The organism is Ruegeria sp. E8, from assembly GCF_056533985.1.
Genome location: NZ_JBQFOY010000015.1, coordinates 23,542 through 37,498, shown reverse-complemented (window position 1 = coordinate 37,498; position 13,957 = coordinate 23,542). Strand labels below are relative to the sequence as shown.

General features: G+C 55.3%; 12 protein-coding genes and 1 pseudogene. 8 read left to right on the top strand and 5 right to left on the bottom strand.

Going from position 1 to position 13,957, the window contains the following annotated elements:
- Positions 1 to 283: 283 nt before the first annotated feature.
- Positions 284 to 1,180 (bottom strand): LysR family transcriptional regulator, encoded by an 897-nt coding sequence (locus ACR0LF_RS17330; RefSeq protein WP_480582516.1) that lies wholly within the window; start codon positions 1,178 to 1,180, stop codon positions 284 to 286.
- Between the two features lie 85 nt (positions 1,181 to 1,265).
- On the opposite strand from ACR0LF_RS17330, the gene ACR0LF_RS17325 reads away from it, so the two are divergent.
- Positions 1,266 to 1,709, top strand: a complete 444-nt coding sequence (locus ACR0LF_RS17325; protein ID WP_480582514.1) for a PACE efflux transporter — start codon at positions 1,266 to 1,268, stop codon at positions 1,707 to 1,709.
- A gap of 174 nt (positions 1,710 to 1,883) precedes the next feature.
- On the opposite strand, the gene ACR0LF_RS17320 is transcribed toward ACR0LF_RS17325, so the two are convergent.
- The 4 genes and pseudogenes from ACR0LF_RS17320 to ACR0LF_RS17305 all read right to left on the bottom strand — a co-directional run bounded on the left by ACR0LF_RS17320 (position 1,884) and on the right by ACR0LF_RS17305 (position 5,838).
- Positions 1,884 to 3,644, bottom strand: a complete 1,761-nt coding sequence (locus ACR0LF_RS17320) for a 3-hydroxyacyl-CoA dehydrogenase NAD-binding domain-containing protein (RefSeq protein ID WP_480582512.1) — start codon at positions 3,642 to 3,644, stop codon at positions 1,884 to 1,886.
- A gap of 43 nt (positions 3,645 to 3,687) precedes the next feature.
- Positions 3,688 to 3,759 (bottom strand): annotated as a pseudogene (locus ACR0LF_RS17315) (hypothetical protein); the annotation flags it as partial.
- Between the two features lie 70 nt (positions 3,760 to 3,829).
- Positions 3,830 to 4,648 carry an alpha/beta hydrolase gene (locus ACR0LF_RS17310; protein WP_480582510.1) on the bottom strand — a complete coding sequence of 273 codons (819 nt, stop codon included), beginning with the start codon at positions 4,646 to 4,648 and terminating at the stop codon, positions 3,830 to 3,832.
- The gene (locus ACR0LF_RS17305; protein ID WP_480582626.1) at positions 4,645 to 5,838 is read right to left on the bottom strand and encodes an acyl-CoA dehydrogenase; all 1,194 of its coding nucleotides are present in this window, start codon (positions 5,836 to 5,838) and stop codon (positions 4,645 to 4,647) included. Before ACR0LF_RS17305 ends, ACR0LF_RS17310 begins: the two co-directional genes overlap by 4 nt.
- A 190-nt stretch (positions 5,839 to 6,028) precedes the next feature.
- Between ACR0LF_RS17305 and ACR0LF_RS17300 the strand changes: the two genes are divergently transcribed.
- From ACR0LF_RS17300 to ACR0LF_RS17270, 7 genes are read left to right on the top strand one after another with little or no spacing between them, the layout of a single operon-like run.
- The gene (locus ACR0LF_RS17300; protein ID WP_480582508.1) at positions 6,029 to 8,326 is read left to right on the top strand and encodes a bifunctional salicylyl-CoA 5-hydroxylase/oxidoreductase; all 2,298 of its coding nucleotides are present in this window, start codon (positions 6,029 to 6,031) and stop codon (positions 8,324 to 8,326) included.
- Positions 8,323 to 9,066 (top strand): SDR family NAD(P)-dependent oxidoreductase, encoded by a 744-nt coding sequence (locus tag ACR0LF_RS17295; protein WP_480582506.1) that lies wholly within the window; start codon positions 8,323 to 8,325, stop codon positions 9,064 to 9,066. The genes ACR0LF_RS17300 and ACR0LF_RS17295 overlap by 4 nt, the downstream gene beginning before the upstream one ends.
- Entirely contained in the window at positions 9,063 to 9,533 is a 471-nt protein-coding gene (locus ACR0LF_RS17290) for a MarR family winged helix-turn-helix transcriptional regulator (protein WP_480582504.1), read from the top strand. The genes ACR0LF_RS17295 and ACR0LF_RS17290 overlap by 4 nt, the downstream gene beginning before the upstream one ends.
- Before the next feature lie 6 nt (positions 9,534 to 9,539).
- The gene (locus ACR0LF_RS17285; protein ID WP_480582503.1) at positions 9,540 to 10,340 is read left to right on the top strand and encodes an enoyl-CoA hydratase family protein; all 801 of its coding nucleotides are present in this window, start codon (positions 9,540 to 9,542) and stop codon (positions 10,338 to 10,340) included.
- Positions 10,340 to 11,494: an acyl-CoA dehydrogenase family protein gene (locus ACR0LF_RS17280; RefSeq protein WP_480582501.1), complete on the top strand. Its 1,155-nt coding sequence runs from the start codon at positions 10,340 to 10,342 to the stop codon at positions 11,492 to 11,494. The genes ACR0LF_RS17285 and ACR0LF_RS17280 overlap by 1 nt, the downstream gene beginning before the upstream one ends.
- 2 nt (positions 11,495 to 11,496) lie before the next feature.
- Entirely contained in the window at positions 11,497 to 13,119 is a 1,623-nt protein-coding gene (locus ACR0LF_RS17275; RefSeq protein WP_480582499.1) for an AMP-binding protein, read from the top strand.
- Complete coding sequence (locus ACR0LF_RS17270) at positions 13,116 to 13,955, top strand: tryptophan 2,3-dioxygenase (protein WP_480582498.1); 840 nt, start codon at positions 13,116 to 13,118, stop codon at positions 13,953 to 13,955. The genes ACR0LF_RS17275 and ACR0LF_RS17270 overlap by 4 nt, the downstream gene beginning before the upstream one ends.
- Positions 13,956 to 13,957 lie beyond the last annotated feature (2 nt).

Genomic DNA, 13,957 nt, shown 5'->3' with positions numbered 1-13,957 from the left:
GCACAGGTAGAGGAAAGGCAGGGTGCGCGAAAATACTGGTTTATTTTGCTTGGAATCCCAACCAACACGGGATGTCCGCGAAGTCGACGACAAAACCCCAATACAGTGAGATGCAGCTATGGGCTGATGACATACAGGCAGTGATTGAAAAACTCGGATTCCCCGGCAAAACAGTTACGAGTTACTGAATGCGAATGCGGGAAATCGGCTATGCGTCGTTCAATGGCAGCGAAGTGACGGCTCATCTTGCTATCACAGGGGCTTTCAGGCAAGCAGGTCGGGCTCAATCCTGCCATACATTTTGCGGGAAACTAAAAAGCTGTTTCTGGATCCACTGACCCGCTTTGCCCAGGACGTGTTGTTCCGTCCAGACAAGGTCGATGCCTTCCAGCGCATCGCTTTGCTGGAACGTATACTCCATTTGAGCCAACCTGTTCAGTCTCACAAGTTCTTTGACAACCGGTGACGGTAATTCAGCCCAACCCGCACCACGCAAAACCAGTTCGACAATAATGTGCGGGTTTTCCGCATACCAGATTGAAGCGCTCTTGATTTCACCGACCTGGCCAGGACCATCACGTGAACGACTTCTGAGAACCAATTGCCGATATTGTCGAAGGTCTCGGTGCGCCACTCGATCCAGCCGGGCCAGCGGATGAGAGGTAGCGCAGACCGGAACCAACACCGAATGTCCGACGCCCCGAAACTGAAAACCGGTCGGATAAAGTTCCTGTTCCGTCATCAGGCCCAGTACTGCGCGCCCCTCTTTGAGAAGCGCTGCTGTATCGTTGGGACCGGTTGTCAGGATTTCCAGCGCGACATCAGGAAATTCGCTTGAGAACCCGCTTAACACATCCAAAATCGGCGACAGGCTGATCCCCTGCTCGACCGCAATGGTTAACTTGTCCTCCACCCCTTCCGACATCGATGTCGCCTTGGCCAGAAATTCCTGATTTCCGAGTAGAACGCTTTTGGCATAGGGCAGTAGTGATTGGCCGGCCTGTGTGAGCGTCGGGGACCTGCTGCTTCTGTCAAAGAGTTGAAGATCCGTATCGATTTCAAGGTTGGCGATTGCAGTTGAAACGGCAGACTGGGCTTTGTTCATTTTCCGCGCGGCCGCAGAGAAGGAACCAAGTTCTGCGGCAAGCACAAAGGCCTGCAAACTCTCAGGTGACGGCATAGTTAACCTATCTGATATTTAGATAGTAATTAACTATAAACATCCAGAAATTTCAATAGAACACGATTCAGCAATGGAGTTGGAAATGTCGGACAATGTCATTCTGAGAACGGGTAAAGACCGTCTTCGTTATACAATCAGCTTTGAGCTGTTGCTGATGGCTGTCCTGGTGCCTGCCGGCGCAGCTTTTTTCGACAAACCGGTTGCGGAAATTGGCATGCTTGGAGTGGTTCTCGCGGTCAAGGCAATGGTGCTAAATCTTGTCTACAATTGGATATTTGACAGGGTCGATGCCCGTGCCGGGCGGGTAGCGAGTGAACGCTCGCATTTTGGTCGGATTTTGCACGCGATTGGTTTCGAGGCTTCGTTGGTGATAACGTCACTTCCTATCTATGCTTGGTGGCTCGGTATTGGATTTTTGGAAGCGCTGATGACGGATGTGGTCGTAACGTCTTTCGTCGTTGCCTATACTTATGTTTTCACACTGGCGTACGACAAATTGTTCCCGCTGGAAACCAAACCGGTTTAATTGGGTTTTGAAGGCGGGTCGCCAACAATCATGCATCTCGCTGCACTCGTAGGTACCGACTTATTCCAGACGTTTACCGAGATACTGCGCTTTCTTTGCGCAAACTCGGAATGAAATGGCACGACAATCGTAACTGGCCGGATAGTTGAGGAGCACCAAAATCCCGGTAGATTTTCAAACGTTTCTGAGCATGAACATTGGCCCGCCTCGCCAACGCGGAAAACCGTAAGCGTTTACAATCACAACGTCGATATCATCAGCGGAACGGGCAATACCTTCGTCTAGGGTTTTCTGGCCTTCTGACTGCATGGCGTTCAAGATGCGTGCCATAATATCGTCCGACGACAACGATTTGCGCACAATGCCTTTGCGCGCCGATTCTGAAAGAACCAATGCTTCGACCTCAGGGTCCGGAAGGCCCTTGGGGCTATCCTCATAGGTATAGTAACCTCTCTTTGTCTTGCGCCCGAAACGACCCAATTCGCACAGCTTGTCACCTATGTCGACATAGCGCTGGGTCTGATCCCGGGTGGCGGCCTGACGCTTCCGCATCGCCCAGGATATGTCGAGTCCCGCAAGATCCCCCATCTGGAAAATCCCCATTGGAAAGCCGAACTCAACCATCGCGCGATCAACATCCCACGGCATTGCACCGTCCTCGATCATAAACTCGGCCTCGCGCCGATAAGCTGACATGATACGGTTGGCGATAAACCCATCGCAGACGCCGGCAGGCACAGCGATCTTGTTTAGGGTCTTTGCAAATTTGACCGCAGTTGCCAGTGCAATATTGCTTACGGATTCAGGAACAACAATTTCCAGTAGCTTCATAACGTGCGCTGGGGAAAAGAAATGCAACCCGAGGGCACGGCCCTGATCTTGCAACTGGGCGGCAATTTCATTGACATTAAGATAGGATGTGTTGGTGGCAAGAATTGCATCTGGTTTCGCCACGGCTTCGATTTGGGCAAAGACCTGTTTCTTGACATCCATGTCTTCAAAAACCGCTTCGACAATCAGATCAGCGCTGACAAGATCGCGATAGCTGTCGGAGACCGAGAAGGCGTTGGTCAGTTTCTGGTGTGCATCCGGGCTGATAATGCCACGTTTCAGACTGCCGTCGAGCGTAGCGATCACACGGTGTCGACCGGCTTCGACAGATTGCGTGTCCCGTTCAACCATATGCACGGCATATCCGGACAATAGACAAGCTGCGGCGATCCCTGCCCCCATCGTGCCACCGCCTACGACACCGATTTGCGTAAGCGCGCGTGCTTCGACACTTTTGACGCGGTCAATTTTCATGGTCGCGCGCTCGGCAAAGAAGATGTACCGCAGGGCCTCGGATTGCGGATCCGACTTGAGCTTAAGAAAAGTGCTCCGTTCTGCCGAAAACGCCTCGACCGGGGGAAGAGAGAAGGCGTTCTTCAGCGCCTGAACAGCCGCTTTCGGCGCCTTTTGGCCACCAGCCTTCGCGATGATCTTGGCGGCTGAAGCATCAAAAGAAGCAGGATCTTCCGGCGCATTTACATCTCTGCCGATGACTGGTTCAGGCGCACCAATGTTTTTCGCCAGAGCGATGGCGTCCTGTACCAGATCCCTGTCCGACATCGCATCAATCAATCCCTGCTGCAAAGCAGAGCTCGCGCCAATAGGCTTGCCTGCGGCAATCATGTTCAAAGCGACCTCAGCCGAAACAAGCCGGGGCAAACGCACTGTACCGCCAGCACCTGGGATCAGGCCCAGCGTGACCTCGGGCAGCCCAAGTTTAGCATTCTGAGTTGCAATCCGCTGGTGACAGGCCATTGCCGTTTCGAGCCCACCACCAAGGGCGGCACCGTGAATGGCGGCGACCCACGGTTTGCTGGACTGTTCGATTGCGTTCAGCACATCTGGCAGGTGCGGTTCCAATGGCGGCTTTCCGAACTCGCGCATCCGCCCCGGCACTGAATGTTCGGCCGGCACATGTGAGTACCACGGCTTGGATACTGTCGTCCGCTTCGGTTTCCAAGAGTGCGCTCATCAATCCCTGACGCACCGCCTGGCTCATTGCGTTAACCGGCGGGTTGTCGAGAGTCACAACGGCGACCCCATTTCGAGCGGAAATATCTACTGCCATCTCAGTCTCCGGCCAGCGCTATGCAAAGTGGATGTTCCGGGATTTTTGGCCCGTCAATTACATTAAAATGATGCCTTCCCGGATCAGCAACCAGGTCAGCTTCGATTCCCGCCCTGGCCCACACCTCGGCCAAAAGTGCGGATTGGCGCAAAAATTCAGGTCGTTCTGCTGCTCCGACCCACGCAGTGACTTTGACGCCCGGATGCGGCAGGCAAAGGGCCGGGCTTTCCTCTTTTACGGTTTCGGGCGAAAGACCCAGATTTCCGTTCATCGAGTGAAGCAGAAGTGGGCGCAGGTCATGCAACCCGCTGATGGAAACAACGCGCTCGATGCGATGAGCAACGTCCGCTGGAAGAGGCCCGGTTTTGCAGACCAATCGTGTCACCAGATGGCCACCTGCCGAGTGGCCCGTCAACCGGATCGGCCCATCTACCTGCTGTGCTACCGTTTCCAAAGCACGCCCGATCTGCGCCGTGATTTCAGGCAAACTTGCTTCGGGAGCGAGCGTGTAGCTCGGCATCGATACGGCCCACCCAAAAGCGAGCGCGCCAGCCGCGAGATCGGACCAGCTCGATTTGTCGAAAGCCTGCCAATAACCGCCATGTACGATTACGATAAACCCTTTGGCGGTACCTTCTGGTTTGAACAGATCAAACCGCTCACGCGCATGATTACCGTAGGCCAAATCCAGCGCACCAGGATGTGCCGCGCGGAAGGCTTTCGCCCGCTCGCGCCACAGGTCCGGATACCCTACACCATCGGCAATATACGTGCCGTCGGCAAAAGCGTCCTCCCAATCAATTCCGGGCGCTGGATTCATTGGAACGCCTGCAATCCGGTTTGACCACGTCCCAATATCAGCGCATGGACATCGTGGGTGCCTTCGTAGGTATTTACCGCCTCAAGGTTCATTACGTGCTGAATGACGCCATATTCGTCCGAGACCCCGTTACCACCGTGCATGTCACGCGCTTCGCGGGCAATGGCCAACGCCTTTCCGCAATTGTTTCGCTTCATGAGGCTGATCAGTTCCGCCGAGTTTACGTGATCATCCATCATGCGCCCCAGGCGCAGCGCACCCAAAAGCCCAAGCGAAATCTCGGTTTGCATGTCGGCGAGTTTTTTCTGGACAAGCTGCATGGCGGCAAGTGGTTTGCCAAATTGTTTGCGTTCAATTGTGTAGTTGCGCGCCGCGTGCCAGCAGGCTTCGGCAGCCCCCATTGCGCCCCAACTGATGCCATAGCGGGCACGGTTCAAACACCCGAACGGGCCAGCCAAGCCTTGGGCATTCGGCAACAGATTTTCTTTCGGAACAAAAACTTCGTCCATCTGAATCATGCCGGTGATCGAAGCGCGCAGGCTGAATTTGCCGTCAATCTTTGGCGCGTTCAGACCCTTCATCCCCTTCTCCAAAAGGAAGCCGCGGATTTTTCCGTCGTGGTCATCCGATTTCGCCCATATTACAAATACATCAGCAATGGGGCTGTTGGTGATCCAGTTCTTGGCCCCGGAAATCAAGTACCCGCCATCAGACTTCTTGGCGCGCGTCGTCATTGATCCCGGGTCCGACCCATGGTCTGGCTCGGTCAATCCAAAGCAGCCGACCCATTCTCCCGAGGCCAGTTTGGGCAGGTATTTCTTGCGTTGGTCTTCACTTCCATAAGCAAAGATCGGATGCATCACCAGCGAGCTTTGAACAGACATGGCAGAGCGATAGCCGCTGTCAACCCGCTCGACTTCCCGCGCCACCAGCCCATAAGCGACATAGTTGGCTCCTACACAGCCATACTCTTCGGGAATGGTCGAACCAAGCAAACCCAATTCGCCCATCTCGGACATGATCTCGCGATCGAACACTTCATGGCGGTTTCCTTCAATCGCGCGCGGCTTGAGCTTTTCCTGACAATAGGCGCGCGCGGTGTCGCGGATCATGCGTTCTTCTTCCGAGAGCAGCGAATCCATCAAAAATGGATCCTCCCAAACAAGGGCAGCCGGTTTGGCGCGTGCCATTTCCGGAGTTGCCTGATGAACTTCTGACGCGTCGCTGGCGCGCATGAGATTCTCTCCCTGATCGAAGTAGTCCTTTAAATCTGTATTTTTAGTGCTTTAAACTTTCAAGCTTGAAATAAAAAGCCTGCTCATCTAGCGTCAATGGAAAGGCGGGTCGGTCTGCTGGCGATTCAAGTGAGGAGGCATTCCAATGCGGGTAGCATGTTTGGGCGGGGGGCCGGCGGGGCTCTATTTTGCGATCTCCATGAAGCTCAAGGACCCGACGCATGATGTTGTCGTGATTGAGCGCAATCGAGCCAACGATACCTTCGGCTGGGGTGTTGTCCTGTCGGATGATGCTCTGGAAAATCTGGAGAAGAACGATCCTCAAAGTGCACAAGCAATCCGTGATCACTTTGCCTATTGGGATGACATCGCGGTGGTCCATGACGGTGTTAGAACCGTTTCCGGAGGGCACGGGTTCGCAGGCATCGGCCGAAAACAGATGCTTATACTTTTGCAGGACCGCGCCCGCGAACTGGGTGTCGAACTGCGTTTTGAAACCGAGTTCTCGTCAGCCGCCGATTTCAAGGACGACTACGACCTCGTGGTCGCTTGCGACGGGATCAATTCCAGCACCCGTTCCGTTTACGCAGACCAGTTTGAACCGAACATAGACGTTCGCGAATGCCAATTCATTTGGCTGGGTACCCACCAGAAATTCGATGATGCTTTTACGTTTATTTTCGAAAAGACCGAACATGGCTGGATGTGGGCGCATGTCTATCAGTTCGACCACAACACCGCGACATTCATCGTAGAATGCCAGCAGGACACCTGGGATCGCTTCGGCTTCAAGGACATGTCCAAAGAAGAGATTGTGGAAACATGCCGCAATGTCTTTGCTGATCATCTCGGCGGTCACGAATTGATCTCGAATGCTGCGCATTTACGTGGATCCGCCGTCTGGATGAAATTCCCACGTGTGATCTGTGAGAAATGGTATCACGACAACATCGTATTGATGGGCGACGCGGCCGCGACTGGACACTTCTCCATCGGGTCTGGGTCGCGTCTGGCATTTGACAGCGCGATTTCGCTCGCGAACTACCTGCATTCCGAAACCAACATGGATGCTGCTTTTGAACGCTATCAGGAAGAACGCCGTCTGGAAGTGCTTCGCCTGCAATCAGCGGCGCGCAACTCGCTGGAATGGTTCGAACAAGTAGAACGTTACCTCGACCTCGATCCGGTTCAATTCAACTATTCGCTGCTGACCCGAAGCCAACGGATCAGCCATGAGAATCTGCGCCTGCGTGATCCGAAATGGCTTGAGAGTGCCGAGAAGTGGTTTCAGATCCAGGCCGGTGTCCCGGAGGGCGCAACTGTTCGAGCGCCAATGTTCGCCCCTTACAAAATGCGGAGCATGGATCTGAAGAACCGGATCGTCGTCTCTCCCATGGCGCAGTACAAGGCAGTCGACGGTACACCAAACGACTGGCATCTGATCCACTATGGTGAACGCGCCAAGGGTGGTGCCGGGCTCGTTTATACTGAGATGACCTGCGTTTCGGACACCGGGCGCATTACACCGGGTTGCCCAGGTCTCTATGCACCCGAACACGAGGCTGCCTGGGCTCGCTTGACCAAATTTGTGCATGAAGAGACCGACGCAAAAGTCTGCTGTCAGATCGGCCACTCGGGTCGCAAGGGGTCTACCAACATCGGCTGGGAAGGTATGGACAAACCACTGCCGCACGGCAATTGGGGTCTTGTCTCAGCCTCATCAATCGCTTGGTCCTCCGAAAACGCGACCCCGCGCGAGGCCACACAGGCCGATATGGACGAAATCAAAGCCCAGTTTGTCGCCTCGGCGGAAATGGCAGAACGCGCGGGCTTTGACATGATCGAGTTGCACGCTGCCCATGGCTATTTCATTTCGTCGTTCATTTCGCCGGTGTCGAACACGCGCAGCGATCAATATGGCGGCAGTTTGGAAAACCGCCTGCGCTACCCGCTGGAAGTTTTTGCGGCGATGCGCACCGTCTGGCCCGACGACAAACCCATGTCGGTGCGGATTTCCGCCAATGATTGGATAGGCGAGGATGGTGTCACCCCGGAAGAAGCCGTCGAAATTGCCAAAGCGTTCAGCGCCGCCGGAGCCGACATCATTGATGTGTCCGCCGGCCAAACATCGGTCGACGCACAGCCGGTCTACGGGCGTATGTTCCAAACTCCGTTCTCGGACCGTATTCGTAACGAAGCGGGAATCAGCACGATGGCAGTGGGCAATATTTATGAGGCGGACCATGCAAATTCCATTCTGATGGCTGGCCGCGCCGATTTGGTTGCGGTAGGGCGCCCGCATCTTTCTGACCCTTATTGGGCGCTGCGTGAGGGTGCCAAAACAGGCGACCGGGCAGAACGGTCCTGGCCGATGCCATATCTGGCCGGGCGTGATCAAACCTGGCGTTTGGCGGACCGTGCAGCGGAGATGATCCGCGTATGACTTTGGCAGGAAAACACTTTGTGGTCACCGGGGGTGGCACTGGCGTCGGGGCAGACACCGCGCAAACGCTTGCCGACGCCGGGGCATCCATCACCATAATGGGGCGTAAGGAAGGACCTCTGAAAGATCAGGGCCTGCCTTATCAAATCTGCGATGTCACAGATCCGGATGCGGTGCAAAAAGCGTTTGAAGACGCAAGGACCGAGAACGGCTCAATTTCCGGCGTCATCGCCAATGCGGGCGCTGCGGAAAGCACGCCTTTTGCCAAAATGACACCGGCAACATTGCAGGCCATGCTGGCTGTCAACTTGATAGGTGTGGCAAATGTCTGGCTGGCTGCGTTGCCGGATATGAAAGCCGCCGGTTGGGGGCGCTTGATCGCCATTGCCTCAACTGCTGGCCTGAAGGGATATCCCTATGTCTCGGCGTACTGCGCGGCCAAGCATGGTGTTGTGGGATTGACCCGCGCCTTGTCAATTGAATTGGCCGCAACTGGGATCACTGTAAACGCAATTTGCCCTGGCTTTATCGAAACGCCGATGCTCGAACGCTCGGTCGCGAACATAGTCGAAAAGACTGGCATGTCCGAGGATCAGGCGCGCGCGTCTTTGTTGTCTGGAAATCCGCAAAAACGCTTCGTTCAAACCGACGAGGTGGCTGGAACGGCGCTGTGGTTGTGTTCCGATGAGGCCCGTTCCGTGAATGGGCACGCGCTATCTCTTTCCGGAGGCGAAATATGAACACAAAAAGCAAGCAAGCGAGCCAATCGGAGCCGATTTCCAAGGAACGTCTGCGCCTGTGGCTGAAATTGCTGAAAGCGAGCAGCTTAATCGAGGATGAAATCCGCCGCCGCCTCCGCAACGAAATGGAATGGACCCTGCCCCGCTTCGATGTGATGTCGGCGCTTTCCCGTGCTCCGGAAGGCATGAAGATGAGCGAGATTTCCACGCTCCTTCGGGTTTCGAACGGCAATATCACTGGGATCGTAGACAAATTGGCTGAAGAAGGTCTCGCTCTGCGTGTGGCTGTGCCGGGGGATCGTCGGGCAAATCTTGTGCGCCTGACGCCCAAAGGGATTTCAGTTTTTGAAACACACGCTGCCGCCCATGAAACATGGGTCAATGAATTGCTGGGCGGGCTAAACGCGGATGACATCGACGGGATGATCCTGCGCCTGGACCATCTGACAGAGTCTCTGGAGGAGTAAGAAACGATGCGAAGTGACGTAGAGCACATTAACTGCTCAATTGAAAACGGCATTGCGACGATCTCACTTGACCGGCCTGAACGCAAAAACCCACTGACCTTCGACAGTTATGCGGAATTGCGCGACTGGTTCCGGGATTTGCATTATTCCGATGACGTTGGTGCAGTGGTCTTTGCCCCCAATGGCGGCAACTTCAGTTCCGGCGGGGATGTGCATGACATCATTGGCCCGCTGACCAAAATGAATATGAAAGAGCTTCTGGCTTTTACGCGCATGGCCGGTGACCTGGTCAAAGCGATGGTAAACTGCGGCAAACCCATCATTGCAGCCGTTGACGGTATCTGCGCCGGAGCGGGCGCAATCATCTCAATGGCGTCCGACCTGCGCATAGCTACACCCGAAGCGAAAACGGCTTTCCTATTCAATCGTGTCGGGCTGGCTGGTTGCGATATGGGCGCTTGCGCAATCCTGCCTCGGATCATCGGCCAGGGACGGGCGGCAGAACTGCTTTATCTTGGTCGTTCCATGAGCGCCGAAGAAGGACTGGCCTGGGGGTATTTCAATCAGGTTGTTCCGGCAGATGACTTGGTTGAAACCGCGAGCAAGCTTGCCAAACGCATTGCCGAGGGACCGGGTTTCGCCAACATGATGACCAAAACCATGCTGGCGCAGGAATGGTCTATGTCGATCGAACAGGCGATTGAGGCAGAGGCCCAGGCGCAGGCGATCTGTATGCAAGGGCAGGATTTTCATCGCGCTTACAACGCCTTTGTTGCCAAAGAAAAACCAGTGTTTGAGGGCGACTGATGGCAGACAAGAGCTTTCTGAATTGGCCCTTTTTCGACGATACTCACCGTGCGCTCGCCTCCGAACTCGAATCTTGGGCAGAGACCAGTCTTGGCGAAATCGATCATGCGAACACCGATGAGGCCTGTCGTCAACTCGTGAAGATACTTGGCGAAGCAGGCTTTGCGACACATTCCGGTTCTCAAGATGGCAAACTGGACGTGCGCACCCTGTGCCTGATCCGCGAAACACTGGCTCGTTACGACGGCTTGGCTGATTTCGCCTTTGCGATGCAAGGTTTGGGAACCGGGGCGATCTCACTTTTTGGGACAGATGCGCAACGCGCTGAATGGTTGCCGCTGACCCGATCAGGCAAGGCGATTTCCGCCTTTGCCCTGACAGAGCCCGGCAGTGGCTCGGATGTGGCTGCCAATACAATGACGGCAACACGTGACGGCAACGATTTCGTTCTGAACGGGCAGAAAACCTGGATATCAAATGGTGGCATCGCGGATGTTTACACCGTTTTTGCCCGAACCGGGGAAGCTCCCGGTGCGCGTGGTATGTCAGCTTTTGTGGTGCCCGCAGACACCCCTGGGTTTGAAGTTGCCGAGCGGCTGGACACCATCGCACCCCATCCATTGGCGACACTCGATTTCAAGGATGCTCGCATCCCGGCCAGTGCTCTGATTGGTGAGCCCGGACAAGGGTTCAAGATCGCGATGTCGGTGCTGGACGTCTTCCGTTCAACCGTCGCAGCGGCGGCGCTAGGCTTCGCGCGGCGTGCGCTGGACGAGGCGCTGGACCGTGTCACCAAACGCCACGTGCATGGCTCGCCGCTCTTTGACCTCCAGATGGTGCAAGGGCATATTGCGGATATGGCCCTTGATGTGGATGCTGCGGCCTTGCTGGTCTATCGCGCGGCATGGACCAAAGATAGCGGCGCATCCCGCGTCACGCGCGAAGCGGCGATGGCCAAGCTGTTTTCTACGGATCAGGCGCAACAGGTCATCGACAAGGCAGTGCAACTGCACGGTGGTGACGGGGTCAAATCCGGCGAAACCGTCGAGAAACTCTACCGCGAGATCAGGGCTTTGCGCATTTATGAGGGCGCGTCAGACGTGCAGCGCGTTGTCATTGCCCGCCAAACGCTCGCGGCATTTCAGGGGAGATAACGATGTTCAAGCCTTCGGCCCACATGGATACGTTCGCAAGAGACAACCTGCCGCCGCAAAATTTGTGGCCCGACCTGTTGCTGGACAAGTTTGACTACCCGGATCGGCTCAATGTGGCCGTTGAACTGACCGATGCCATGGTGGTCAAAGGCTTTGGGGACAACACTGCGCTCATCGGGAACGGTCGCCGCCGAACCTATAAAGAGCTGAGCGATTGGACCAATCGGCTGGCGCATGTGTTGGTCGAGGATTTGGGAGTGAAGCCAGGCAATCGGGTCATAATCCGATCCGCCAACAACCCGGCGATGGTTGCCTGCTGGCTGGCTGCGACCAAGGCAGGAGCGGTGGTGGTCAACACCATGCCAATGCTCCGCGCATCCGAGCTGACCAAATATGTCGAGAAAGCCGAGATCACGCATGCGCTGTGTGACACCCGACTGATGGACGAGATGGCTGCATGCGCCAAGGACAGCAAGTTTCTCAAAACCGTTGTGGGCTTTGACGGCACAGCCAATCACGATGCGGAATTGGACAGGCTTGCGCTGGAAAAGCCGGTGACCTTTGACTCGGTTGACACGGCACAGGATGACGTTGCGCTGATTGGTTTCACCTCTGGTTCCACCGGCAATCCCAAGGCAACCATGCACTTCCACCGCGATCTGCTGATCATTGCGGATGGCTATGCGCGTGAGGTCCTCAACGTGCAGCAACAGGACGTGTTTGTCGGCTCGCCTCCTCTGGCCTTCACCTTTGGTCTAGGTGGTCTGGCTGTGTTTCCGCTGCGGTTCGGAGCAACAGCGACTCTGTTGGAAAACGCCTCGCCCCCCAACATGATCGACATCATCGAGACCTACAAAGCAACCGTCTGCTTTACCGCGCCCACCGCCTATCGGGCCATGCTGCGGGCCATGGACGAGGGCGCGGATTTGTCGTCGCTTCGCGCGGCCGTTTCGGCCGGGGAAACCCTGCCGGGACCTGTCTATGACGATTGGATTGCAAAAACCGGCAAGCCAATGCTGGATGGTATCGGCGCCACCGAGATGCTACATATCTTCATCACGAACCGGTTCGAAGATCACAGACCGGCCTGCACAGGCAAGCCGGTATCGGGCTATGAAGCCAAAGTGATCGGACCCGATGGCACCGAAGTCCCTCGTGGTGAGATTGGGCGACTTGCAATGCGTGGCCCAACCGGGTGTCGCTACCTGCACGGCGAACGCCAAAACGAATATGTGCAAGACGGCTGGAACATTTCCGGTGACACTTTCATGCAGGATCAGGATGGCTATTTCCATTTCACTGCCCGCGATGACGACATCATCGTCAGTTCTGGATACAATATCGCAGGCCCAGAGGTTGAAGCGGCTTTGCTGTCCCATGGGGCGGTCGCAGAATGTGCTGTAATTGGCGTTCCTGACGAAGAGCGTGGCTCGATCGTTCAGGCGCATGTCGTTCTCGGCGCAGGTGACACACCAACCGATGAGTTGGTGAAACAGCTTCAGGACCACGTCAAAGCAACCATTGCACCTTTCAAATATCCCCGCTCGATCATCTTTTCCAATGCGCTTCCCAAAACGGAAAGCGGCAAGATCCAGCGCTTTAGACTAAAGGAAACCTCGCAATGAGTGGCACGGCGTATGATCCCGGCACTGATGGGGCGAAGATGGATTTCAAAGATGCGATGTCCTATGGGGACTATCTGCACCTCGAAGACATTCTGGCGCATCAAAAGCCGCAGAGCGATGCCCATGACGAGATGCTGTTTGTCATTCAGCACCAGACCAGCGAGCTCTGGATGAAGTTGGCAATCCACGAAATGGCAGCAGCGCGTACTGCCCTGCAAACCGGCGATACAGCAACAATGTTCAAGATGTTGGCACGAGTCAGCCGTATCTTCGAGCAGCTCAACAGCGCCTGGGATGTCCTCAGGACAATGACACCCGCCGACTACACGAGGTTTCGCGCAGCGCTTGGGCCATCCTCGGGGTTTCAATCCTATCAGTATCGGATGATTGAGTATGTGTTGGGCAACCGGAACCCCAATATGCTGAAGCCGCACGAGAAGCTTACAGACGTTCATAAGATGCTATCGGATGAATTGGCGCGTCCGAGCTTTTACGATGAAGTGGTCCGGATGCTGTTCCGAGAAATCGACGGCCACGAAAACAACGTTCCTGCACATCAGCTTGACAGTCCACACGCCGCTGTCCCCGAGATTCAGGCGCGTTGGAAGATCGTCTATGAGAATATCGACGAATATTGGTCTTTGTACGATTTGGGTGAAAAACTTGTCGATCTCGAAGATTATTTTCGCCGTTGGCGGTTCAACCACGTCACAACCGTAGAACGTGTCATCGGCTTCAAGCGCGGCACCGGCGGCACGGCTGGCGTACAGTATTTGCGCAAGATGCTTGAAGTGGAACTGTTCCCCGAGCTTTGGAACCTGCGAGGTGAACTCTAAAC